Consider the following 23,434-nt stretch of genomic DNA (forward strand, 5'->3'; position numbering starts at 1 on the left):
TTACGTATCGAATAAATTTCATCATAATTGCAAATGCTTTACGAGCGGGGAATTCAAAAAGAGTCATCTCGATTATAATAGTCGAAATGATGTGCTTGCCTATGCGGATTGAAAACATATATTTTCTCATTCGCAATAAAAGATGCAGCCATTGTCTGGCCGCATCTTTTATTATGGTTGAATGATTTGATATAGATAAAACATTTCATCTTTGTTAAGGATTTTCGGTACAGGATAGAGCGGATTCGCTTCCTGGAGGGCTCTTTCCACCATTATCGGTATATCCCGATTGACGATACCCTCTATTTTATTCGGTATATCCATCTCTTTATTTAATTGTTTAATCGCTTCAATAAACTGCTTCGCCTTCTGCTCAGGAGATTGCCCTGCATCGCCTATTCCAGCCGCTCCTGCAAGTTCCGACAACGGCTTATATACCGTTTCACCATAAAACTCCAATACATAAGGTAATATAACGGCATTGGCTAAACCATGAGGTACACCGTAAAACCCCCCAAGTGTATGAGCAATCGCATGGACATTCCCTACATAGGCACGGGTAAATGCCATGCCTGCCAAGTAGGCTGCCTTTTGCATATTTTTACGTGCCTCTAGATTTTCACCGTCTACATACGCAGTATATAAGTTACTAAAAATTAACTCGACCGCTTCACGACTGTAGCAGCGTGTTTCTTCGGTAGTGCTTTTCCCAATATACGCCTCTACGGCATGTGTCAGCGCATCCATCCCGGTTGTAGAGGTAATATGCCGGGGAAGCTTAATAGTTAATAAGGGATCAAGTACCGTATAGTGTGGAATGAGTACCGGATCATTGATTGCATACTTTTCATGAGTCTTACTATTTGATACGACAGCTGCGACTGTTGCTTCACTACCTGTTCCCGCAGTAGTAGGGATCGCAAAAAATGGAGGCATCTCCTTTCGGACTTTTAGTGTTCCCTTCATTTGCGGAATCTGCAAATCAGGGCGCGCCGCACGTGCTGCTACACCCTTCGCGCAATCCATTGGCGAACCCCCGCCAAATGCAATAATTCCTTCACAGCTATGCGTTTTGTATAACCTATACGCCTCCTCGATATTATCGATTGTCGGATTTGGTATAGTCTTATCATACATAATATAGTCAATTTGCTGCTCTTGCAGCCCCTCTAGCAACGGGTCCATCAATCCCAATTGAGCAACCCCCTGATCTGTAACAATCAGGATACGCTGAAGCCCTTTTTTCTTCACAAGTGCGGGCAGCTTTAGCAGGCTGTTTTCTCCTTCTAATAACTCCGGTGTACGCCATGTTAAAAAACGAGATGCAAATTTAAATGTTTTCTGATAGGCACGACAATATGTTTTATACATCCTTCCCCCTCATTCCCTCTTAAATTGACCTTCTACCTTTTTATAGATTACTAGTTCGATAAAGTCAAATGTTTCCATATCTTCATTACTTTATATCAGATACCTTCTAAGGAGCCCAGCAAAAAAGGCTGAAGACACACGTATTTTCATATCGTATGACTACAGCCTCACTGCTCTTTTTTCTTATTCTGTTCGAAAACTTACTACGTCCCGCAATATGTGCGGTATGGTCCGCAACCCTTATCTGGCGGCTCTGCATAATGTTTATGTTCCGCTGCTAGCTTATAAGGGTCTTCTAATGCTTCTAACAGCTGCTGCATGACAGTGTAATCAGCATTTTCAACAGCCGCTTCCAGCGCTTCTTCCACACGATGATTCCGTGGAATAATGGCTGGATTGCTGCGTAACATTAAATCTGAAACGTCCTCCAGAGATGTTCCTTGATTCTCTAATCGTTCATGCCATTTCTGCTCCCATTCCTTAAACTCAGAAGAAGAAAAGAACAAATTAACCGGACGGCTATTTTCCGCTAACGCTCTAAAAGTATTCGTATAGTCTGCCTCATATTTCTCCATTGCCTCCTGCAAAGCCTTCACGAGCTGTGAATCCTCTGCCTCTTCCGTAACAAGCCCCAGTTTTGCTCGCATTCCCTGTAGCCACACAGCATAAAAGTAGTTGGGATATTTTTCTAACTTTTCCTGTGCCATTTCCACCGCTTGCTCTGGATCTTCGTGAATGAGCGGCAATAGACTTTCTGCAAATCGAGCTAAATTCCAGCCGGTTATTTGCGGCTGATTACCATAAGCATACCTGCCTTGTGTATCAATTGAACTGAACACCGTGTCCTGTTTATACGTATCCATAAAAGCACATGGACCGTAATCAATCGTCTCTCCGCTAATCGTTACATTATCCGTATTCATTACCCCATGGATAAAACCGAAAAGCTGCCATCCGGCTACTAATGATGCCTGACGCTCCATCACTTTTTCAAATAGTGCAAGGTAAGGATTTTCTTCCTGTGCAACTTCTGGATAATGACGATCAATCGTATAATCAGCCAGCTCCTTCAATTGCTCGTAGCTTCCAAACTTAGCAGCATACTGGAAAGTAGCCACACGAATGTGACTCGCCGCCACACGTGTCAGAATAGCTCCATCTAACACAGTCTCCCGGTAGACAGGCTCTCCAGTTTTCACTACAGCAAGACTGCGGGAGGTAGGGATACCAAGAGCATGCATCGCCTCACTAATTATATATTCTCTCAGCATTGGTCCTAATGTTGCACGCCCATCTCCTTGACGTGAATAAGGTGTTCTTCCTGATCCCTTCAATTGAAGATCAAAGCGGTCTCCAGCCGGTGTAATCTGCTCACCAACTAAAAGAGCACGCCCATCCCCAAGCATATTAAAATAGCCGAATTGATGTCCCGCATAAGCTTGGGCAATCTGTGCACCGTTTTTAGGCATCTCATTTCCAGCGAAAACATCCACTACATACTCATTACGTAAAACATCTGCATCAAGTCCAAGCTCTTTAGCCAGCGCATCATTTAGTATAACCAATTCCGGTTTTGAAACGGGATTTAGCTCTATTTCAGAATAGAAAAAAGATGGTAGCGTTTTATAGCTATTCTCCAAGTGCCACCCTGCATTTCCTATGTTTTTTTCGTTCGCCATGCCAACCTCTTTTCTGCTAATTGTGTTAGCGCTTTTTCATTAATTACGTTCCTCTATTTAAGTTTACCTGAACCTATAGGAGAAAACACAAATATATTGCTTTTGTTTCTTTCACTAAATATCTGTTACTTTACAGACAGCAAAACAACTGAGGAGAGACATTAATTTAGCGGATGAAAGAAAAAGCTTCCGTTAGTATTTCTTCACTCCCGCTGCTTCATTCCTGCTAGATCCATTGTATTATTTGTACCCTTTCACAAGGAATTTTATCTTCTAGAGGGAATGTAATACATGTACCACAATTTTAGGAGGCGTTGAACATGAGTAAAAAAGTGTTGATCCTTGCTGGCGATGCAGTAGAAGCATTGGAAATCTATTACCCTTATTATCGTTGCCTTGAAGCAGGATATGAGGTAACGATTGCTGCACCTTCTGCGAAAAAGCTTCAGACAGTCGTACATGATTTTGTGGAAGGTATGGACACATATATCGAGAGGCCGGCTTATGGCCTTGGAGCTGATGAAGCTTTCGGCAGTATCAACCCGGAAGACTATGACGGTCTCATTATTCCAGGTGGCCGAGCACCAGAGTATATCCGCTTAAATGAGTCTGTACCAAGTATTGTGAAACACTTTTTTGACGAAGGCAAACCGATTGCCGCCGTCTGCCACGCAGCCCAAATCTTCGCTACGATCCCGGAAGTATTGAATGGCCGGGAGCTAACAGCCTATATCGCCTGCAAACCAGAAGTTCAAGCAGCAGGCGGGAAGTATATCGAAAAAGACTTGCATGTTGACGATAATCTCGTTAGTGGTCATGCATGGCCAGATTTGCCAGGCCTAATGAGAGAATTTATTTCCTTGCTTGAAAAATAGACTGCGGTTAATGCGTTATAAAACCTAGACAATAAAACAGTTGGGACACATAGTGTACCCCAACTGTTTTGCATTTTCCTATATACGGCCAAACCCTGCCAAATGTTTTTTCCAATAAGAGTTATAAACATTGGCGATTGTTACACCGCCGCTGCTAGCGTTGATCATTTGATTGTTCCCAATATAAATGCCGATATGTGTAATACCAGGCCCTGAAGTCGTACCTTTAAAGAACACAAGATCTCCTACTTGCGGTGTACTTACCTTCTGTGCTGCATTATAAAAACCTGCCGCTGTTCTGCGTGGTGTAGAATTACCCGCTTCGTTATAGACATATGTCACAAACCCGGAACAATCAAAACCTCTGCTTGGTGATACACCACCATATGTATATTTGATTCCCAAATATTTCTTTGCTACATTCACAATATTACTTTTCGCTGGTGCAGCAGCAACAGCAGTAGATCCGTTTACCTTTAATTTCTGCCCAACATAAATCTTTGTAGACGATAACTTATTCCATTGCACAAGCTGCTGATATGTCACAGCGTATTTCTTAGCAATACCTGATAGTGTATCCCCTGCCTTGACTGTGTACGACGTAGTTGAAGTTGGAGAAGCGGCAGCAGTTCCGGCATTCAGCTGTAACTTTTGACCAGGATAAATCATACCTGATGATAATTTATTCCACTGCATTAATTTTTGCGTTGTTACACCTTGCTGTACCGCGATTTTCCAAAGCGAGTCACCTGACTTAACTGTATAAGAAGCAGCAGAAGCTGAACCAAATGATGATAAAAATATTGATGAACCTAAAGCAACAGCCGCCAATTTCGCAGCCCATTTATTCTTTCCCATAATGTATCTCCTATGTATATCATATATTTATTAATCATTAACACTTAAATGATAATACAGAAAATATATTACAGTAATATATCAGAAACATAACAATACAAATACAAATTAAAGGAAAACCCCCTCTTTCTTTTCAATTTACCTTTTCTATCATGTTTTGCGGGCAATATACATATCGGAGAGCCATTCTTTCATTAAGGCTGAATGAACCTCTTCTCTTCTTAAGGTCTGCTATTAATGCCTCCTTTAAAATCAGGAAAATAAGCAGATTTCTCCAATAGAGTACATGAATGATACGTATGTTTTTTCTTTGACCGCTCACCCTAAATTTATTAATACTATCTCGTTGAAAATCATCAGTAACTGTGACAACGCAACGATAAATGGAAGGATAGGCCTATACACTGCATGCCGCCTTTTATGATTGAAGGAGCTTAATTACATGAAATTAGACGAAATTGTATGGAGGCTGTTGAATACTAGGATACCCATTTCTCTTGAAATTACAGGCGTGAGTAATAACTCCCGTGATATAAAGCCGCACTATGCCTTCGTTGCCATAGAAGGCAACCAAACCGATGGACACCGTTACATCGACCAAGCAATTGAAAATGGCGCTGTCATCATATTTGGTGAAAAAAAATACTTTGACTGCGGTGTACCCTATGTTACCGTGCCTGACAGCCGGCGTTTTTTAGCTGAGCTTTTATCTTTGCTGCACCCTGAGGCTTTGGCTCGAAAAAAGCTGATCGGTATTACAGGAACAAATGGTAAAACAACAACAGCCTATTTACTTCACTATTTACTTAGCAGCTATGGTTACCAGACCGCTCTACTTGGTACTGTTACGAACATTGTTAATGAGCGGGAAATTCTATCTACTAATACGACAATGGATATTGTAAAATTTTATGAGCTTATGGACATTTCCTCGGATGAATTCGTCGTGATGGAGGTATCCTCCCACGGTATTCACCAACACAGAGTCTATGGTATTGAATTCGACGCCCTTATTTTTACCAATCTAGATTACGACCATTTAGATTATCATGAAACAATGGAGCAGTATTTTGCAGTAAAGGCAAGTTTGTTTGGCCAATTAAAAGCATCCGGGGCCGCAATCATTAATGGGGACCAAAATTGGGGACGGCAGCTAGCTACCAGCGTTAAGCGGCCAATAGTTTTTGGTCAGCAGGCAGCTATCCAATTCAAAAGTGATTATTTGAAGCACTTTGAACTATCGAACGGAGCAGAGTCATTTTCCTTCTACCTCCCATTAGCTGGTGTCCACAATCATTACAATTGTATAGCAGCAGTACTAACAGCAGACTATTTCCAAATTCCTATTCGAATGATTCAGCAGCTCTTGATCGACTTTAACGGTGTACCGGGCAGATTTCAAATTTTTAACGGTCTAAACGGAAGCAAAATCGTCATTGATTATGCTCATACGGCGGATGCTCTAATTCAATGCTTCCAGACAATTGAACGATTCCAGCCTTCTGGCATAACACATATTTTCGGCTTCAGGACAAACCGTTATCAGGCAAAGTATGATGCCATGCTAGATGTCTCTAAACATTATAGCTCTCAAACTTTTCTCACCTTGGATAAGGTTGAGGGCCATGACCCAAAAACCTTATATGAAAAATACTTGACTTACCTCCTTCCCCATCAAGTTATTATTGACAGAACAGTGGCTATTGAATTAGCCATATTGAATGCCGAAGAAAATGAGTGGATTTTGATTACCGGTATGGGACCTGAAGCTTACGATATTACCTTCCAGTTAAAAACAAAGGACGATATCGAAACGGTAAAGCGGATTTTAGACGCTTTTCCAAGTCGATAAGCGGCCGCAGTTTTGACCAAGTGATTCTTTAGAGCAGATGGCTTTACACCCGACGATTTTTACGGTTGCAAAGCCTTCTTTTTATGTCAACTGCGAAAATTTCAAATATACATCACTCAACGTTTCATACCCCTGCTGTATGGCCTCTTCCAAATAGAGACTCCAAAGCATTGCCGTCATTTTTGCATCACCTAAAGCATGATGACGATCCTTCACCTCAATCTCATGTAAAACACATAAATCCTCAAGCGTCGTTAAAGTAAGAGACGGGTTCACCACCCTAAAAAGGAAGGATGTATCGACAATCCGGTGTTTAAACGAGGTACGGAGGAGTTTTGTACTTGCATGTTCTAAAAATGTCCGTTCATGGACGGAATGATGGGCAACAAAGGTACTGTCTGACTTGAACTTTAGAAACTCCATATATACGTCAGGAAAAGGACGGGCCTCCCTTGCCACTTCAGTCGTAATATTTGTCAGCTCGGTAATTTCAGAGGATATTTCCTTATCGTACTGTACAAGCGAATAGAAAGTCTCTTCCAGAATGTCAGCTCCGCGCATTTTGACTGCACCAATCGAAAGGATACTATCCCCCTTCTCCGGATGAAAGCCTGTTGTTTCTATATCAAAGAGCAGAAATGGCATCTCCTTTAACGGTACATTCATCGGATCAGATTTGCTGATTTCCCGCTGCATGCTGCGCAAATACGCCAACTGCTGTGCATTTTGGATCCTTCCAGCACCTGCATCACCCTCACGCCTTCCTCTAAACCCCCTTAACATTTGCATAAACGGTTCAAATGCCATACTCCACACCCTTTTTTATATGAGCCAGTATGTGTTCATGAAGCTGTTTTCCGTCCTTTAAAATCCGCTTCAACACCTTGCGCTCCTGCTTCGATAATGTTTGTATATCTAAATAATGCGTATCTGTATAATGGGCTGCATTCGCTAAAGTCAAGCGATAGCTGAGCAGGCTGCGAAAGTTTTCCTCGCTATGCTGCAGCAGCTCCGCATAACACTTTACCTTTTTCAATTCGGCGATTCGAACGAGTGTTGGCGTTTCAAATAGTCCTTCTTTAATAGAAAGAAGGCGGATGGCATTTACATAAGGCAGGAATGCAGCGTACTTTAAATCAACACATCCCTCATATATACCGTAGCGCTCTACTAAAATCTGCCCCATCAGCCCGATACCGTGCTTAATATGCTCAATATTCCGCATAAACCTCTCTAACAGCTGCGGATGATCTTCTATATATGTGAAAAAGAAAGACTTCAGCTCGTGAATGAATACTTCTTCTCCATATAGCGGACGGGCATCAAAAAAGATTTGAAGCTGCCGAATAGAATCCCAGCCTCCATCCTTCAGCCAAAGGTGCAGCTGCTGTTTCCATTCATCTATTGACTTACGCCACAGTGGATTGGAGCTCATAATCTTACCCTGACAATAAGGATACCCTGCTAAATGCAGACCATCAGCCAGCTCATTCCCCAACTGCTTGAAATACCAATCGGTTTGCTCATTTGATGTCTCATAGATGATACCATGATCCTGATCACTCATAAGGCCCTGCTCAAGCCGCCCGCCGCTTCCTGTAATAAACCATGTATAACGGCACGGAGGACTTGTCAGCTCAATTTGTTGTTTAGCAACTTCCAACACTTTCAGCATTACTTCATCATGAAATCGATTCAATGCGTGGGAATCGTGGCGGAATTGCTGTATTTCCTGGTCTTTCCATAGCCGGATTGATTCATACGTTTCCACCTGTTCACTTCCTTTCCTGCAAGCAGCTCCTTCCATATGAATAATGCCAGAAAAAGCCCCTGCTTCAGAGGCTTTTTTATATTTATTAAATTCGGATTTCCTTTTGCTCACTGATGGAAGTAGTTAGGACCGTCTCTGTTGCCATTTGCTCTGGATATCCATAACTGCCATGTTCACTAATATCCAAGCCCATGATTTCCTCCTCTTCCGATACCCGGATACTGCCCATTACTTTTTTCATCACCCATAGGATTACAAATGATACAACGAAAGCAAAGGCACCGCATACAACTACTCCCATGAACTGCACCCATAATTGGTGTAGGCCGCCGCCGTAGAATAGACCCGCCTGACCGGTCGTCGCAAGTTCCGGTGTAGCAAATAAACCATTTGATAGCGTACCCCAAATACCCGCTGTGCCATGTACAGATAAAGCGAAGATCGGATCATCGATTTTGCGCTTTTCGAAGAAACGGCAGCTGAAGAATACAATAATACCTGCTACAAATCCAATGACTACCGAAGCCCATACATCTACAAAAGCACAAGATGCTGTAATCGCGACAAGCCCTGCAAGTGCACCGTTCAAAATTGTCGGGATATCCGGCTTCCCTAAAACTAACCAAGAAATAAGTGTTGCCGCTACCGCACCGGCACCTGCTGCGAGATTTGTGTTTACTGCAACGAAGCCGAAGAATGAGCCGTCAACCGAGACAGTACTGCCTGCATTAAAGCCGAACCAGCCGACCCACAGGATTAATACCGCTAACGCTGTGTATACTTGGTTATGCCCTGCCAGATTATTGGCTGAGCCGTCCTTATTATATTTTCCGATACGTGGTTTTAGAATGATTGTTGCAGCCAGTGCTGCCATCGCACCTGTCAAGTGAACAACTGTCGAGCCTGCAAAGTCCTGTTTGCCGTGCTCAGCTAACCAGCCGCCGCCCCATACCCAGTGAGCGATAATTGGATAAACAATGATACCGAAGAGAATAGTGAAGATCACATAAGCCGAGAACTTCGCACGTTCTGCGAAACCGCCTAGTGCAATTGTTACGGAGATGCCTGCAAATGCTAATTGGAAAACAAAGAATACCGTAGTTGCCAACGAGCCGTCTGCTGCATTTTCACCTGAATAGAAGAAATCCGTCATACCCGTAAAGAAATTCGCATTACCTCCAAAAATGAAGGCGTAGCCTACAGCCCAGAACACAAGGGATGCCAAACCGAATGTAAACACTGTCTTCCCTGCTACATGTCCCGCATTTTTCATCCGAGTCGAACCTGCTTCCAAGAGGATGAATCCACCAATCATGAAAATGACGAGAACGGCAGCTACCATCGTCCATAAGCTGTTCATTAAATACATTACTTCATCCATTAAAACTCCCCCTTTTCATTATGTTACTTTTAATGTTTATTTTATGTCATAAAAAGTAACATGATTTATTTATATTTTCATTTTACATGTATTTCCGCTTTTTTCAAGATGTTTTTTAAATTTTTTGATTTTTATGTAAAGAAATGCTACATGTATAGATTTGCAGCTTTTATAAATTACTGTATTAAACCTTCTGTTTTAGATCTTTCGACCGTTTTTCTACACTTCCTTTCATGTCATTTTTTATTACATATTTTCGAAATAGGTTGTTAGCTTTATGAAAAAAAACAAGTTGCCTTTCTTTTGTCTTCTTTTACTAAATTGCAAAGCAGCTGTTACTTTCGAAAATGGATGAAAAGATAGGGTTGAATATGATAAGGTAGATTATCAGCAATTATTATGTAGAGGGTGAAATCCATGCTTGAAGTAAGTGAAAGCAAATTAACAAAATACGCCGTCCATTATGTAGGTGATGCTCTTGTCATGGGCGAAGAGGCAATGTCTCAGCCGGATGTTCTGCTGGAAGCAGCGTTTACTCAATTGGCATTCGGCAAGCTCGATTTAGAGCAGCAATTCGAATTCTTCCATGAAACAAACATCGGCTTGAATGAAGTTTATACATATGTGAAATCCATTTTCGATCATGAAAATGGCTTCCTTGAGCAATCAAAGCATATCGCTACGCACCTTCATACCGCCTCCCAGCATCCGAATATCAAGCCAGGTGAATTATTCATTGGCTATTTTGATAACTGTTACTGGCATTCAGAAGCAAAAAAAGTGCTGGCCATCGTAAAAATCGACGAAAAGGAAATGTTCCTTGATGTAAAAAACGTACAAAACAAAATGACTGTGAGCGGCATAGATGGTATTAATGTAAAGAAAAGCAACAATATGGCTGTTATCGTAGATATGGGACAGGATGAGCCTCCTGCTGTCTTCATTAAAACCAAGAGGAAAGAAGATGTTGTCTACTGGCAGGAGCGCTTCCTGAAGATCAAGGCTGCCGATGAACACTATCATAAAACGAACCTTGCTTTGACCGAATGCAAAAAAATTATCCTAAAAGAAGAAAACTTCTCAAATACTGAAAAGCTCGGACTTCTCAACAAAACACTTGATTATTTCAGAAATGAAGAAGAGTTCCAAGTGAACGACTATATTGAGGCAGTATTCGAAAAAGCAGATTCGGTCCAGAAGGACATCATCATCAATACTGTGAAGCCATATGAAACTGTCATTTCAGAGAGTGCGATCGCCAAGGTTGAAAAAACATATAAACGGAAGATTAAGCTGGATGACAATATTGAAATTCAAGTTAATGTGCGAGATGTCGAAGAAATTGAAGAATTGATTGAAGTCGGCTATGATGAGGCCACGAACCGTAAGTTCTATAAAATTTATTTCCAAGAAGAAGTATAATACCATATTGCTGTTTTTCTTTTGATACTCAAAATGCCCACCGAAAAGCCTGGCTGCTTCGGTGGGCATTCGTATTTATTTTTTATTTTTGTCTTTCTTCGTCGTCGCCTGATCGGCCCGTTTAAACTCTTTCCGGTAGATCACTTCCTGCGTCGATGATAAACCATTATCCTTTGTCGTCAACTGCTCATGCGGCGGTCGTTGATCCTTCATCAAAAAACACTCCTTTCTTTTTATATCTCCATAGTTTTTCCGGCGAAGCAATGGATATACGGAGGAAAGGATAATATGCAATATCAGGATTTTCATTTCGTAATAACAATCGACAACTTATAGTTAGCATACCTGTGGAGCGAGTCTAAAAACTGTGTTAACACTTCATTTGAAGGAAATCTGCATTCTAATAAATAACAGCTTTCTCCGCTGATTCTATAATTATTTATTACATATGGATTCTGCATATGAATGAATGATATGTACGGCCGATGATCAGCACTCTCCATCATAATATTAATGAAAGCGTGAATACCTAACCCCAATTTTGAACAGTCTGCATGAATCGTATACTCCTTAATTACCCCATTGTCCTCTAATTTGGCGACCCGAGCTGCAGCCGCTTGTCCGGTGAGGTGGACTTTTTCCCCCAGTTCCTTCATTGTAATACGGCTATTTTTTCGAAGCTCTTCTAGAATAAGCAGATCGGTATGATCTAACATTCAATCAAATCCTTTCAATAATCAAGCCAAATACCAAAAAGACTTGATTTCTTCTATGTAAAGCATGATCGCTCATAATATAAACTAGGTGTACATTCTATAAGAAGGAGCTTTACTGATGAAAATTGAACAAATCCGCAACGCTACATTAATCGTAGCGTATGCAAACAAACGTTTTTTAATCGACCCATTTTTAGCGGCGAAAGGATCATACCTACCTTTTCCAAACTCAGTGCGCCAGGATCAAAACAACCCACTGGTAGAGTTACCTAAACCAATTGAGGAAATCATAGATGTGGATGCCGTCATTGTAACACATCTTCATTTAGATCATTGGGATGATACAGCAAAAGAGGCATTACCGAAGACGATCAAAATGTTTGTACAAAACGATGAAGATGGACAAATCTTGAAAGCTGCAGGGTTTACGAATGTCGAAGTATTAACCGAACAGACTACTTGGGAAGATATAGAGTTAATCAAAACAGAAGGTGAGCATGGCCGTGGCGAAATTTTAAAGTTCTCGGGATCAGTTTGCGGTATTGTGTTTAAGCATGAAAGCGAAAAAACCCTTTATATTGCGGGAGATACAGTATGGTACGAAGGTGTGGAAAAAACGCTTCGTACATTCAATCCTGAAATTATTGTCGTGAATGCTGGAGACAATCAATTTCTAGAAGGCGGCTCGCTCGTAATGGGCATAGCAGATGTCTATGAAGTGCATAAGGCAGCTCCACACGCTATAATCATCGCTAGTCACATGGAAGCTGTCAACCACTGGACATTATCACGTGAGGAATTACGAAATTTTATCAGCGATAAAGGAATCTCCCGGAATGTACTTGTTCCGAATGATGGCGATGGCTTTTCCTTTTAAGGGCATCTCTTTGCAAATAGCTCACCCTTCTTTCTGAATGGTGAGCTCAGAGTGAAGATAGATTTTTAAAATAAAGGTTTACTCAGTCTGTCTTGAAAACGCTTGCCAGACAAGGCGCGCCGACGAGCGAAGACGCGAATAGAACTTAAGTTCATGAGGGGACGAGCAAGGCAAGCAACGATGAATGAAAGCGTTTGTCAACAGGCTGAGCTCACCCTTCTTTCTGAATGGTGAGCTTCTTTATCCATTTCAGTGTCTATAAATGAGCATATATTTTTCCGTTCATAATATGAACTTCTAGTACGCATGGTGTACGAACCTCTTACTTTCTCTTTGTCGCTTTTATAATAAATGTTGCCGGTACTAATGCTGCCTTTTGTGTCGAATACCACCGCGAAGTGTCAATCGATGGTTCATCCGGCAATACAACATCATCGATTACTTTTTCAATGATAAAGCCTGCATCAATTAAGGTATTTATATACGTACTCAATTTCCTATGGTAGATAATAACTTCATTGTGCCATGCCTCATTTAATTCCGGGCCCTCTTCAATATAGGATTTATTTAAAATGCAGGTTTCATTTTCGTAGGTTAGTCGATCGTGAAGGGGATGTTCCCAGCTAAAAATGAACACACCGCCCGGCTTCAAATAGCTTTGTATATTCAGTAGTGTACGATTTAAATCGACTGTCCATCCAAGTGCATAAATGGAATAAACGATATCAAAATAATTACTCGGCAACCCAGGATTCTCTTCCATTGGTGATTCAAACAGCCTAACTACACTTTTCTGATTGCTCAGTACATTAGAGGCTGTATTAATTTGCTTGGCGGAAAGGTCAATTCCCCATAGTTCGGAAGCTCCGCTATCTCCCATATACTGCAATGAATGCCCGCTGCCGCAGCCAATATCAAGTACTGCTTTTCCACCAATCTCGCCAAATAAACAAAGCACATCCTCCCGCTCTGCAAATGGCCCATACTCTGGAAGCGCCGATCGACCGAAGAAGCGCTCCGCCGATTTTTCCCACCCTCTTTTATTGACCTTCAACATTTGATTTATATTCATAAAAATATCCTCCCCTTTTAAAAACTATATTTGCTGCTCTTCCTTTACTAACTTTGTTAGTAACTTCTCAAATTTATTTGGACTCATTATTTCGTGCGTGATGAATTTTCCATTATAGAACAAGCCAAACGTTGTCCATATGGCTGGTGAATTTTGTGCCTGCTCTTTAGTCGTTACTCTACAGGCTTTAAAAAGAATACCGTTATGCTCCGCTACTGATCTTAACTCTTCTAAAATACCGACAGCATATGGACACTGAGCTGTATAATAAATGCAGATTCCTTGTTCAGTGAGAGGAGGAGCTGTTTGTTTCTTAAAAGAAGGCTGGGCACCTTGTTTATTCCACTTTAATGCTACTAATTGAAAATAAGGCTCTGCTTCGTCTACTACTTCAAACCCCATATGTTCAAAGAAACGCTTATCACTCAAATACGGGTAATTTTTCTTACCGACAATATGTATGATCCCATCCATACCAAGCTTGACAGCCTCACCTTTACAGTGCTCCAGTAATTGTTTTGCATATCCGTTATTTTTATATTTACCAGAAACCCATAGACAGTTAATGTACATATAATTCGGTGCTTCAATAGGTGCCCAAGCCATTGCAGCAGGAATATATTCTATAAATACTTTGGCCCGTTCATTTAAACGGTAAAAACCCAATCCCTCTTCCATTCTTTCCGTTAGCCACTGTTTTTTCGCTGTTACTGCATTTTCATATTGTTTTGTCCCGAGCGCACAGCATATATGTTCAGTTTCTATATTACTTTTTGTCATTTGGACAAAGCTCATTACTTTCTCTCCTTACCAGAAAATTTTTTATTTAAAAATTCTAAATTCTCTCTTTTACTACTACGCTATTACCTACTTTAAAGTTCCAGTAAATAGAAATCTATAACTTTTTGCAGCTATGATAACAGTTGTTAGATTTACTTGCATCAGAATCTTGACTGAGAGCAATCTTATGTAAAGCCGTGGTTTTAAATAAGGCGGGCTAGGCACTCATCCAACCCTAAAAAAAATCGTTGCATATCGTGGGCTAATGATGATCATAAAATTTTTAAGGAGGATGTAATCATTCATTCAACTGTCGATTATAATTCACCATCCGCGCAGTTCACATTTGACCTGAATAAAAGCACTTTATTTAAAAAAGATTCACAAAATAAAATCAACATTCTAGGTGTTGAACAGCTAAATACATTAGAAAATGTTTCTCTACTGGATATTTTCCTTAGCGCCAGCAATGTAGTGGAGCCACATTACCACCAAAATGCTGCTGAATTAGTTTATTGTATATCCGGTGCTGCTACTGTCTCTATCCTCAACCCATTTACAAAGCAAATCCAGAGCTACTGCATCACCCCAGGTCAGGTCGCCAATGTACCGAAAGGCTGGTGGCATTATGAAGTTGCTACTATCGACAATACCCATTTACTAGCTATTTTCGACGCCCCTACTCCTGAGGTGATTCTAGGTTCAGATATTTTAAAATTTACGCCAACGGATATTATGGCGCATACCTACTGTATGGACGAAAACCTATGGAAGAAAGCTATTGCTCCAATCACACCATCAACATTTATTGGGCCTTCTAAACATTGCAGCCATACAAGTCAGAGAGCAACCCTCCCCCATACTCCCTCTATTCACGCCTATCCAAGCTATATGAATCCCTATTTTTATTATCCATACCATTGTTAAGTAAATAACCTTACCTTAAAGCGGGTAATGAGCAGGCTAAGTGCTTTATGCTATTACCGTCACTAATTGCCTCTTCATATAAGTCATCAGATAGTAAAAAATCGCAATGCAGACTTACTGCCAGATTGCGATTTTTTATCTTTTACAAAAAGTTATTCTGCACCAGACTGTTCATTACGTTCGAGGTTTATCATTCCTGGGAAACGATTTAGATGAGATTGGCTGCTTTCCGTTACTACTTTTTGATTCAACTCGTCCATCGGGATATCATCAACCGTTTGCATATCTTCATGTAAGTCGTAAATGCTGATTTCCGCTGCTTCCAGCATTTCTTTCCGCTTTTGATAGGGCATCTCTTTAAAAGGCTGTTTATCTTCTGTATCCATATTTATTCCCTCCTCTTGTAGGGATAGCATGTGAAGGAAGAGGAATATTATAACGACAAATAAAAAAGACGATCACTGAACACAATTGCTTGTTCAATAATCGTTTTCTTATACAATCGCGCACCTTAATGATTATTAACTTATCGATAGTCTATCCAAGATAAACACTTTCACATGTTCCAGCGGCCGGCTCATAAAAACAATGATCTTTAAATTGACCAGTAAATGGTTGACCATACCATGTTGGAGGACACGGAGCATATGGGTTAAAGTACCACAGGGCATATCTCGCTGGATGTTGCCTCCAATAATCCAACACTTGTCTTGCTAATCTTAACTCGGTAGGCCGCGCCCTCTCATAAAATAAGTTCCCCTTTTGAACTGCTTCGAAAGAATAATTCCCGCCTTGCACTTGATAAATAACCTGTTCAATCGTCCTAACATCTCTAAAATCTAAACAATCCGCTACAGCCCGATTAACAATAACATTTCCAACATATAGCATTCCTTGCTTTCCTTCACCTTCAGCTTCTGCTCTCATCATTCTTGCCACTAAAGCAACATCGGCATCTCGGTATTTGACTCTTGGCATTTTTTCACCTCAAAATTATAGTATGAAAAAAGCTCCCGTTGGTGTCTGGATCGACCAGCTAGCTTCATCTGGAAATCTTATAAAAGAACATCTCTTTATGTACATGATCGAATAGGATTGAATCTCTTGAGAAATTTATTGTTATGAGAAAGCAATAGATAGCAGAAGAGTGTTACCTTTCACAAGAGATTCAATTTAGCAGACCACGATTGAATCAAACCCGCTATAACATCAAGTGTAAATGCTTAGCTCACTGAGTTATTTTCCTGTGCTGCCTCATTACTCTTCTTCCGGTTGTTATTTTGCATGGCTATAGCTTCCAAAAATATCGAGACATACATTCTATGAGGCGATAAGAATTGAAAAGCAGGAGAATACTCAATACGACCGTTTTTCATTTCAATCGCAATTGTCTTGAGGAAGCCAAAAACTACCTAGTCCTGATTTTCACTCTTTTACCAACTTTACTTTTAAACCCGTTTAGTATTGGAATAATCAGTCCCCGCTAGTTGAAAAATATGCTTATAAGCCTACCATTAGCCTTTTCGAAATTAAGATAAGGAAACTAAGTTAAAACTCCGCACTTGTACCTTATTTTTAAAAAGAAATTCATAACATAGTATAAGAAAGGCGGTGAATTTATATGTCTAACTATGTTGGCGGAAGCTATGATAAAGGCAACAACAACAGTGGATTTGTTTTAATCGTTGTGCTATTTATCCTCCTTATTATTGTTGGTGCAGTATTCGTAGGCGGCTCCTGCTAATTTATAACAACCGTTACGTATTTTGATCCTTCGCATCAAAATAACCTATATTAACACCTTTAGTTCAAAACTATTAAACACCGTGATCCTTAACGGGCATACTGACGAAAATACTTCAACAATTGAGGCATGTTTGAAGTTTTTTTCATTGGCTTCTAAAAATTTTAGATATACCGTTTTCAAAGTGAAAAACAAACTAGCCATCTACCCCGGAAAATCAAAGATAGATGGCTAGTGAAATTGTAAATTTATTAGTTAATGAATAAATTAATAGTTAAGTATACATGAGGTTAATAGCTAAATATATGCTTGAATATCTACATAAAAATTATACAAGAAATATAAACCAAACCCGAATAATAAAACCCCTGCAACAATGGAGGTCCACTTAATCATTTGACGATTCATAATCTTTCGTGTAACAGAAACAATCGTTAAAAGCCCAACATCATGCAGTAAAATACCTGTTAAAATTCCTAATGAAACAATGATAAAATGGTTTGAACTATCTGCTGTATAAGAATCTGCTAAAACCGCTCCAAACACTGATACCCAAAACACAAGGTTTCCTGGAGAGACAGCCACTAACAAGCCATTGCGATATGTCTTACCAAGCGATTTATTTACTTTTTCGCCTGCTAAGGTGATATCTTTATCCGCATTCTTTATCGAGTCATAAGCTAGTAGAAATAAAAAGATAGCTCCAATAATCCACAAGGGCATTTGGATATAAGGGAGTGCTAAAAATTGAGCCAGCCCAAAATAGAGTGCAAAAATCAGCAGCACATCAATCGTCATACCGCCAATACCTACCGCCCAGCCATGCATAAAACCGTTTTTCAACCCTTGTTTTGTCATTTCCACTGTAATTGCTCCAACTGGCATAGCAATCGCTAACCCGACCAAGATATACGCAAAATACAAACTCATAACAACACTTCTTTCAATGCTTATCCTTTCCTCTTTCATCCGTTTACAGGAATTATTATACATTAAAAGGAATAAAAATTCTATCCTGCTAAGTGAGTTTTTAACAGTAGTATGCTAACGGCAAAAAGGCAGCTGTATACGCACAGCTGCCTAAAATTTTTCTTATAATAAACTTACATCATTAAAATTTCCCGAATATCCTCTTCCGTTAAGGTACTTGATACTTTCTCTTCAAATTCGAGAATATCTGTAATGAGATCCCTCTTTTTCTCTTGGAGATCATTCATTTTTTCTTCAATCGTGCCGCGTGCGATGAGCTTAATAATCTGCACTGTATTTTTCTGGCCCATCCGATGCGCACGTCCTGCCGCTTGTTCCTCTACTGCTGGATTCCACCAAAGATCATATAAAATGACCGTGTCAGCTCCCGTTAAATTCAAGCCTGTTCCGCCTGCCTTTAATGAAATTAAAAATACATCCCCCTCGCCCTCATTGAATCGATTGCATCGCTCAACCCGCTCCGCAGAAGGTGTCTGGCCATCAAGATAGAAATACGCTTGGCCTTGCATCGTAAGCTCCCGCCCAATGAGATCGAGCATCTTCGTAAACTGCGAGAAAATCAGTACTCTTCTTCCTGAGAGTCTGGATTCCTCGAGTATTTGCAGCAGCTGCTCAAATTTTGCGGAACTTCCTGTGTAGCCATCTACGAATAGGCCCGGGTGACAGCAAATTTGCCGCAATCTTGTCAATCCTGCCAAAATACGAATACGGTTTTTCCGGAAGCTTTCTTTATCAAGATGCTTTAATGTATCATATTGAAGCTTCGCCAACAACGCTGCATAAAGTTCTTTTTGTTCCGGAAGCAGCTCTGAGAATTCAATTGCTTCCCTTTTACCTGGTAACTCCGTTAGTACGTCCTCTTTTAGGCGACGGAGTAAAAATGGACGAACTCTTCGTGAAATATCTTTTGTTGTTAAATGACTGTACTCCTGGAGTCCCCGGAATAGCTGCGGAAACACAACATGATAAATCGACCAAAGCTCTTCCTGACTATTTTCTATAGGTGTTCCTGTCAGCCCAAAACGGTGATCAGCCTTTATCTTTTTCACCGCCCGAGCCGTTTGGGTCATCGGATTTTTAAATGCCTGCGCCTCATCAAAAAACACCGTATGGAATGATTGCTTTTCGTACCATGAAAAATCCTGCCGGAGTAAGGGATAAGAGGTAATCAAGACATCTATATCATGAAGACCACGCCGCAGCTCTCTCCTCATTTCTTGATTTCCATCAATAACGATTGCTTGAACCTCAGGCGCAAAAGCCATGATTTCATGCAGCCAATTGTATGTTACAGAAGAAGGACACACAATGAGAGCAGTCTTTCCACAAGCTCTTATATTAGCTAGTTCCGAGACAATGAATGCAATGCTCTGCACTGTTTTTCCCAGTCCCATATCATCAGCTAACACTCCGCCAAACCCATAGCTTGCCAGTGCCTTCATCCATTTAAATCCTTGTATTTGGTAACCCCTTAATATTTCTTTTAGCGTTTGCGGCACTTCAAAATCCAACTTTTCTGGTTGACGTAATTGATCGAGAAACTGCCGGAAGGAATCCTCGGGGTCAAATACTTCACTTTCCTCCATCAGCTCCAGGAATTTTAAACTTTCTATTATTGGCATGTCCAACTTGGTCATATAATGATCATCTTGTACTGGCCCTGCCTGTAAAAAGCGTCGAATTTCTTCCATTTCCTTCGTTTCAAGTGACAACAAAGAATCATTCGGCAACCGGTAATATTTCTGCTTTATTTCAAGCGCCTGTAAAATCTCCTTTATTTGATCATCGGAAATCCCATCCATCTTAAAAGTAAATTCCAGCCAATTTGTTCGTTCTTTCTTTACCTTTACGACAATTTTAGGAAAGGCACTTTTCTTTACGAGTCGATGACGAACAGCAGTCGTCGCATAAATCTGCACAAGTGGCTGCAGCTCGGGAAGAACATGATATAAAAAGTCATATTCCAACTCTTCATTTTGCATAAAATACCCGCCGTCCGTTTTCGTAAAACCGCTCTCCTCCATCATCTCTAGAATTTCACGTTCTTTTTTTAAATCCCTCATAATCATCGGATTTGTCTGATATTCCGGATCTTCCAAGGGCTGAATGACAATATGATCATAATGAAATTCCAGTCCTGCAAGCAGTCTATTTTTCAAACGATCCAAGTAGAGCTTCGCTACAATCGGAGTTTTTATCATATGCTCGGCTACTTCTTTTGACAGGTCCACTTGACCAATTTTCCTTAAGCCCGGTACCACTTTATTCAAAAAGAAATGCAGCTGTCCAAAAGGAATCGGCACATGGTTTGCGCCGGGCGCTATAAGCATTTCCTGTAATTCCAGAAGCCGCTCACAGTCTTCCTCATTCAACTGAAATACCTTGCTGCCCCCTTCTAGTACAACATTATAGGCACTGAACAGCAGCATTCGATCAAAACCTTTAACCGTCAATTGATACTCTCCGTCCTCTTCTTCTACAAGAAAGTGTAACGGAGGCACTCCTGCTGCAACCTGCAAACGCTGGGGTGCCTCCCCTTCCTGTTCAACCCACATATCTGGCAGACAGACAAGTAACGGAACGAGCACTCCCCATGCGGAAGGCGGAATAAGCAGCACTTCTGGACGGGCTGCATGTTGGGCATCATGCGGCGCCGCCTCTAATAAAGTCATTTCATCCCGAGCAACGCGGATGAGCTCGTGCAATACCATATCTACCTCCGCTACAAAACAATGCTCTGCCGGGTCAAAGGTGAAAGCAGGAAATAAGGTACAAGGCGTCCCCAGCTTTACGTGTTGAAGAAACGTACGAACAGGTGAGATTTTCATTTGGCCAATAAATAACTCTACACCAAACAATCGCTGTCCTTTCCCGAAAAGATACGGTACAAGCGAAAACCTGATGTTAAGTACTTGTCGTTTTTCAAAATGAAGCTGATGGCGGCTTTTTCTCCCCCGCCCTTCGTGAAAAAGCGATAAAACCCCTTCCGACGGCTCTTCCTCAATTGAATGCCCTGACAATACGGCAGATGAATGATTCCTATGCAGCTTTATTTCCTGGATGGCCAGCAAAACAGCCGCTACGTGCTGACAGCTCTTGCTGAAATCCCCAAGCGTTGGACAACTACAGGATGTTTGCATACGGCCAGACAAATCTTTTTCAACCGTGACTTGGAAATCCTCTGCCCCTTTCACAATAGCTGTACATTGATCGGTACGATCATCAGTAATCGTTACTCTATTCGCTCGGTAGTAAGCTTCTCCTCTTTTGAAGGAGGCGCTACCGCACATATCTTTTATGAGTTTCTGCGTAATTTTCACGTCCATGGATGCCGCTCCTTCCTGCTACTATTTAAATAACCAACAGCACTGTTATATTATCAAGATATTTAAATCTATAGTTTGTTTATTCAAGACACAAAAAGTCCCCTCTAAGTAAAGTGTATCATCATTCGCAGAGGAATGGTTTTTACAATGATTACTTAAAGGGGTGAATCACTAAACAGCTTTGCCTTACTTTTTTACGTTAATCGCAGTGCTCTTCGGTAAATGGCAATACTGCTCAGCATCAGCAGCGCAATGACAACATACATCCAATCAATGGCGGCTACTAACAGCCAGCCGCCAAATATCGGTCCGATAAAGCCGCCAATATTTTTCAGCTGAGTAGCTCCTAAATAAATGCCCTTTTGGTCGAGGGGAGCAATTTCCTCAATCACCGCATTCATTGTCGGGAAACAGAAAATCTCTCCGACTGAAAAGATGATCATACTGACGATGAATGTCCAGTAATTCCCTGATATACCAAATAAAAATAAACCGACTGCAAAAATTGTAATTCCAATCTTTAATGATGTGTAGATATTCGCTTTTTCAATCATGACCGTTAATGGCAGCTGCAAGGCAAGCACTGTAATCGAGTTGGCCACAATGACGTATGAAAATAGTTTTACACCATCCTCTACTTTTATATCGATCAGCTGAGGCAGCGTAGAGTCAAACTGCGAATAACCAAGGGAAATTAAAATACCGGCAATGATAAAGTAAAACAGCTTTCGATCGCGGACAACCGCATTAAAAATGGCACTCATTTTATGGCTGCCGCTTAATTGCTGCTGCTTCGATTCATAACGATTTAAAACAATGAGTAAAAATAACCCGTACATCGCATACATCACTGCTGTAATCATGAAAGGGATGGAGGCACTGGAGAGACTCGAAATCCAGACACCAAGAAGTGGTCCAATGACTGCAGCGATATTGATGGCAGTATAGCGGACAGAAAACAGTCTTCTCTTTTTACTATCCTCCGTAAAATCAATCATTAACGCCTGTGTGCCCGGCTCAAAAAATGAGCGGCACAAACCGTTTAATGCATTCAGTACGACAAAAAATGCGGCACTCGGCGCAAACGCAAAGCCTAAAAATGTAAGGCTCCACACAAAGACCGTGGTGATAATGACGTATTTTCTTTCAAAGCGATCCGTTAAATATCCCCCAATTAGACCGCCGAATGTGGAAAAGAGCGGCGCAACCCCTAACGTCATCCCGATTAAGAGCGGAGAGGCATGTAGTTCATTATGTAAATAAAGTGCTAAAAACGGCATCGCCATAAAACTTGCTGTCCTAGCAAAAATAGTCCCGCACAAAATAATCCATACGAGCGGGTGAAAATAGTGAAGTATCGATCTCATAATCTGCCTTTCTTAAAAAGTGATACGAAACATTATATAGTAATAAAACTCAATTGGAAATATTCGTTATTTTAAAATTTGAAATAATAGCTACAGTCTCGTAGACCAAAATGGCGGATTGAGCCCATCAGTTTGGTAGGTGCAATCAACAAAAAACCTGCTGCTTCAACAGCTGGCGATGCCCCAGTAATTTAAATAAAAAATCTTAAAGAGGGGTTACGGCAGGTAAAGGGTATTAGTGAGCAATAACGAAGAATATAAATTTTAGGTAGTTTCTGAAGCGCAAAAAAGCGGAGCCGGGATTGTGAGGTTGCTACTCAAATTTGGAGGATGTGGCAACAGTGGCTGCTGTTCTTCCCGAAAAACCGCTTTGTCAAATGGGTATAGAGAAGTTCATCTATCTAACATGCAGCTTAATTTACACAA

General features: G+C 40.8%; 21 protein-coding genes. 6 read left to right on the forward strand and 15 right to left on the reverse strand.

Going from position 1 to position 23,434, the window contains the following annotated elements; genetic code table 11:
* Positions 1–171 precede the first annotated feature (171 nt).
* A complete protein-coding gene (locus AA0Y26_RS15240; protein ID WP_413362936.1) occupies positions 172–1,371 on the reverse strand; it encodes an iron-containing alcohol dehydrogenase in 1,200 nt (399 codons plus the stop codon).
* Between the two features lie 203 nt (positions 1,372–1,574).
* Positions 1,575–3,050, reverse strand: coding sequence for a protein adenylyltransferase SelO (locus AA0Y26_RS15245; protein ID WP_413362937.1), 1,476 nt, complete (start codon positions 3,048–3,050; stop codon positions 1,575–1,577).
* 320 nt (positions 3,051–3,370) lie between these two features.
* On the opposite strand from AA0Y26_RS15245, the gene AA0Y26_RS15250 reads away from it, so the two are divergent.
* Positions 3,371–3,925 carry a DJ-1/PfpI family protein gene (locus AA0Y26_RS15250; RefSeq protein WP_413362938.1) on the forward strand — a complete coding sequence of 185 codons (555 nt, stop codon included), beginning with the start codon at positions 3,371–3,373 and terminating at the stop codon, positions 3,923–3,925.
* Between the two features lie 78 nt (positions 3,926–4,003).
* Here AA0Y26_RS15250 and AA0Y26_RS15255 read toward each other — a convergent pair whose 3' ends face one another.
* Positions 4,004–4,783, reverse strand: a complete 780-nt coding sequence (locus tag AA0Y26_RS15255) for a C40 family peptidase (protein ID WP_413362939.1) — start codon at positions 4,781–4,783, stop codon at positions 4,004–4,006.
* A 442-nt stretch (positions 4,784–5,225) separates the two neighbouring features.
* On the opposite strand from AA0Y26_RS15255, the gene AA0Y26_RS15260 reads away from it, so the two are divergent.
* The gene (locus AA0Y26_RS15260) at positions 5,226–6,635 is read left to right on the forward strand and encodes a Mur ligase family protein (protein ID WP_413362940.1); all 1,410 of its coding nucleotides are present in this window, start codon (positions 5,226–5,228) and stop codon (positions 6,633–6,635) included.
* Positions 6,636–6,716: 81 nt separating this feature from the next.
* Here the strand turns inward: AA0Y26_RS15260 and AA0Y26_RS15265 are convergent, their stop codons facing one another.
* From AA0Y26_RS15265 to AA0Y26_RS15275, 3 genes are read right to left on the reverse strand one after another with little or no spacing between them, the layout of a single operon-like run.
* Positions 6,717–7,442 (reverse strand): exonuclease domain-containing protein, encoded by a 726-nt coding sequence (locus tag AA0Y26_RS15265; RefSeq protein WP_413362941.1) that lies wholly within the window; start codon positions 7,440–7,442, stop codon positions 6,717–6,719.
* Positions 7,432–8,517, reverse strand: coding sequence for a DUF294 nucleotidyltransferase-like domain-containing protein (locus AA0Y26_RS15270; protein WP_413362942.1), 1,086 nt, complete (start codon positions 8,515–8,517; stop codon positions 7,432–7,434). Before AA0Y26_RS15270 ends, AA0Y26_RS15265 begins: the two co-directional genes overlap by 11 nt.
* Positions 8,492–9,787: an ammonium transporter gene (locus AA0Y26_RS15275; protein ID WP_413362943.1), complete on the reverse strand. Its 1,296-nt coding sequence runs from the start codon at positions 9,785–9,787 to the stop codon at positions 8,492–8,494. Before AA0Y26_RS15275 ends, AA0Y26_RS15270 begins: the two co-directional genes overlap by 26 nt.
* Before the next feature lie 417 nt (positions 9,788–10,204).
* Between AA0Y26_RS15275 and AA0Y26_RS15280 the strand changes: the two genes are divergently transcribed.
* Positions 10,205–11,209: a nucleoid-associated protein gene (locus tag AA0Y26_RS15280; protein ID WP_413362944.1), complete on the forward strand. Its 1,005-nt coding sequence runs from the start codon at positions 10,205–10,207 to the stop codon at positions 11,207–11,209.
* 75 nt (positions 11,210–11,284) lie between these two features.
* Here AA0Y26_RS15280 and AA0Y26_RS15285 read toward each other — a convergent pair whose 3' ends face one another.
* Complete coding sequence (locus tag AA0Y26_RS15285; protein WP_413362945.1) at positions 11,285–11,422, reverse strand: YfhE family protein; 138 nt, start codon at positions 11,420–11,422, stop codon at positions 11,285–11,287.
* A gap of 92 nt (positions 11,423–11,514) precedes the next feature.
* Complete coding sequence (locus AA0Y26_RS15290) at positions 11,515–11,925, reverse strand: Lrp/AsnC family transcriptional regulator (RefSeq protein WP_413362946.1); 411 nt, start codon at positions 11,923–11,925, stop codon at positions 11,515–11,517.
* A 118-nt stretch (positions 11,926–12,043) separates the two neighbouring features.
* Between AA0Y26_RS15290 and AA0Y26_RS15295 the strand changes: the two genes are divergently transcribed.
* A complete protein-coding gene (locus AA0Y26_RS15295) occupies positions 12,044–12,802 on the forward strand; it encodes an MBL fold metallo-hydrolase (RefSeq protein ID WP_413362947.1) in 759 nt (252 codons plus the stop codon).
* 322 nt (positions 12,803–13,124) lie between these two features.
* Here the strand turns inward: AA0Y26_RS15295 and AA0Y26_RS15300 are convergent, their stop codons facing one another.
* Positions 13,125–13,874, reverse strand: coding sequence for a class I SAM-dependent methyltransferase (locus AA0Y26_RS15300; protein ID WP_413362948.1), 750 nt, complete (start codon positions 13,872–13,874; stop codon positions 13,125–13,127).
* A 24-nt stretch (positions 13,875–13,898) separates the two neighbouring features.
* Positions 13,899–14,669, reverse strand: coding sequence for a GNAT family N-acetyltransferase (locus AA0Y26_RS15305; protein WP_413362949.1), 771 nt, complete (start codon positions 14,667–14,669; stop codon positions 13,899–13,901).
* Positions 14,670–14,954: 285 nt separating this feature from the next.
* On the opposite strand from AA0Y26_RS15305, the gene AA0Y26_RS15310 reads away from it, so the two are divergent.
* Positions 14,955–15,581, forward strand: coding sequence for a cupin domain-containing protein (locus tag AA0Y26_RS15310; protein WP_413368235.1), 627 nt, complete (start codon positions 14,955–14,957; stop codon positions 15,579–15,581).
* A 152-nt stretch (positions 15,582–15,733) separates the two neighbouring features.
* Here the strand turns inward: AA0Y26_RS15310 and AA0Y26_RS15315 are convergent, their stop codons facing one another.
* Both AA0Y26_RS15315 and AA0Y26_RS15320 read right to left on the reverse strand, forming a co-directional pair.
* A complete protein-coding gene (locus AA0Y26_RS15315; protein WP_413362950.1) occupies positions 15,734–15,967 on the reverse strand; it encodes a hypothetical protein in 234 nt (77 codons plus the stop codon).
* A 151-nt stretch (positions 15,968–16,118) separates the two neighbouring features.
* Complete coding sequence (locus tag AA0Y26_RS15320) at positions 16,119–16,559, reverse strand: cell wall hydrolase (protein ID WP_413362951.1); 441 nt, start codon at positions 16,557–16,559, stop codon at positions 16,119–16,121.
* 643 nt (positions 16,560–17,202) lie between these two features.
* Between AA0Y26_RS15320 and AA0Y26_RS15325 the strand changes: the two genes are divergently transcribed.
* Positions 17,203–17,325, forward strand: a complete 123-nt coding sequence (locus AA0Y26_RS15325) for a YjcZ family sporulation protein (protein WP_413362952.1) — start codon at positions 17,203–17,205, stop codon at positions 17,323–17,325.
* A 297-nt stretch (positions 17,326–17,622) separates the two neighbouring features.
* Here the strand turns inward: AA0Y26_RS15325 and AA0Y26_RS15330 are convergent, their stop codons facing one another.
* The 3 genes from AA0Y26_RS15330 to AA0Y26_RS15340 all read right to left on the reverse strand — a co-directional run bounded on the left by AA0Y26_RS15330 (position 17,623) and on the right by AA0Y26_RS15340 (position 23,008).
* Positions 17,623–18,255 (reverse strand): LysE family transporter, encoded by a 633-nt coding sequence (locus AA0Y26_RS15330; protein ID WP_413362953.1) that lies wholly within the window; start codon positions 18,253–18,255, stop codon positions 17,623–17,625.
* A 173-nt stretch (positions 18,256–18,428) separates the two neighbouring features.
* Positions 18,429–21,641: a DEAD/DEAH box helicase gene (locus tag AA0Y26_RS15335; protein ID WP_413362954.1), complete on the reverse strand. Its 3,213-nt coding sequence runs from the start codon at positions 21,639–21,641 to the stop codon at positions 18,429–18,431.
* Positions 21,642–21,835: 194 nt separating this feature from the next.
* Positions 21,836–23,008 (reverse strand): MDR family MFS transporter, encoded by a 1,173-nt coding sequence (locus tag AA0Y26_RS15340; protein WP_413362955.1) that lies wholly within the window; start codon positions 23,006–23,008, stop codon positions 21,836–21,838.
* Between the last annotated feature and the right edge of the window lie 426 nt (positions 23,009–23,434).

It is taken from the genome of Lysinibacillus canaveralius (assembly GCF_047301505.1).
Classification (GTDB): Bacteria; Bacillota; Bacilli; order Bacillales_A; family Planococcaceae; genus Lysinibacillus_B.

Coding starts and splice junctions, on each gene's coding strand:
- AA0Y26_RS15240 (WP_413362936.1), bottom strand. CDS start 1,371: ATGTATAAAACATATTGTCGTGCCTATCAGAAAACATTTAAATTTGCA.
- AA0Y26_RS15245 (WP_413362937.1), bottom strand. CDS start 3,050: ATGGCGAACGAAAAAAACATAGGAAATGCAGGGTGGCACTTGGAGAAT.
- AA0Y26_RS15250 (WP_413362938.1), top strand. CDS start 3,371: ATGAGTAAAAAAGTGTTGATCCTTGCTGGCGATGCAGTAGAAGCATTG.
- AA0Y26_RS15255 (WP_413362939.1), bottom strand. CDS start 4,783: ATGGGAAAGAATAAATGGGCTGCGAAATTGGCGGCTGTTGCTTTAGGT.
- AA0Y26_RS15260 (WP_413362940.1), top strand. CDS start 5,226: ATGAAATTAGACGAAATTGTATGGAGGCTGTTGAATACTAGGATACCC.
- AA0Y26_RS15265 (WP_413362941.1), bottom strand. CDS start 7,442: ATGGCATTTGAACCGTTTATGCAAATGTTAAGGGGGTTTAGAGGAAGG.
- AA0Y26_RS15275 (WP_413362943.1), bottom strand. CDS start 9,787: ATGGATGAAGTAATGTATTTAATGAACAGCTTATGGACGATGGTAGCT.
- AA0Y26_RS15280 (WP_413362944.1), top strand. CDS start 10,205: ATGCTTGAAGTAAGTGAAAGCAAATTAACAAAATACGCCGTCCATTAT.
- AA0Y26_RS15285 (WP_413362945.1), bottom strand. CDS start 11,422: ATGAAGGATCAACGACCGCCGCATGAGCAGTTGACGACAAAGGATAAT.
- AA0Y26_RS15290 (WP_413362946.1), bottom strand. CDS start 11,925: ATGTTAGATCATACCGATCTGCTTATTCTAGAAGAGCTTCGAAAAAAT.
- AA0Y26_RS15295 (WP_413362947.1), top strand. CDS start 12,044: ATGAAAATTGAACAAATCCGCAACGCTACATTAATCGTAGCGTATGCA.
- AA0Y26_RS15300 (WP_413362948.1), bottom strand. CDS start 13,874: ATGAATATAAATCAAATGTTGAAGGTCAATAAAAGAGGGTGGGAAAAA.
- AA0Y26_RS15305 (WP_413362949.1), bottom strand. CDS start 14,669: ATGAGCTTTGTCCAAATGACAAAAAGTAATATAGAAACTGAACATATA.
- AA0Y26_RS15315 (WP_413362950.1), bottom strand. CDS start 15,967: ATGGATACAGAAGATAAACAGCCTTTTAAAGAGATGCCCTATCAAAAG.
- AA0Y26_RS15320 (WP_413362951.1), bottom strand. CDS start 16,559: ATGCCAAGAGTCAAATACCGAGATGCCGATGTTGCTTTAGTGGCAAGA.
- AA0Y26_RS15325 (WP_413362952.1), top strand. CDS start 17,203: ATGTCTAACTATGTTGGCGGAAGCTATGATAAAGGCAACAACAACAGT.
- AA0Y26_RS15330 (WP_413362953.1), bottom strand. CDS start 18,255: ATGAGTTTGTATTTTGCGTATATCTTGGTCGGGTTAGCGATTGCTATG.
- AA0Y26_RS15335 (WP_413362954.1), bottom strand. CDS start 21,641: ATGGACGTGAAAATTACGCAGAAACTCATAAAAGATATGTGCGGTAGC.
- AA0Y26_RS15340 (WP_413362955.1), bottom strand. CDS start 23,008: ATGAGATCGATACTTCACTATTTTCACCCGCTCGTATGGATTATTTTG.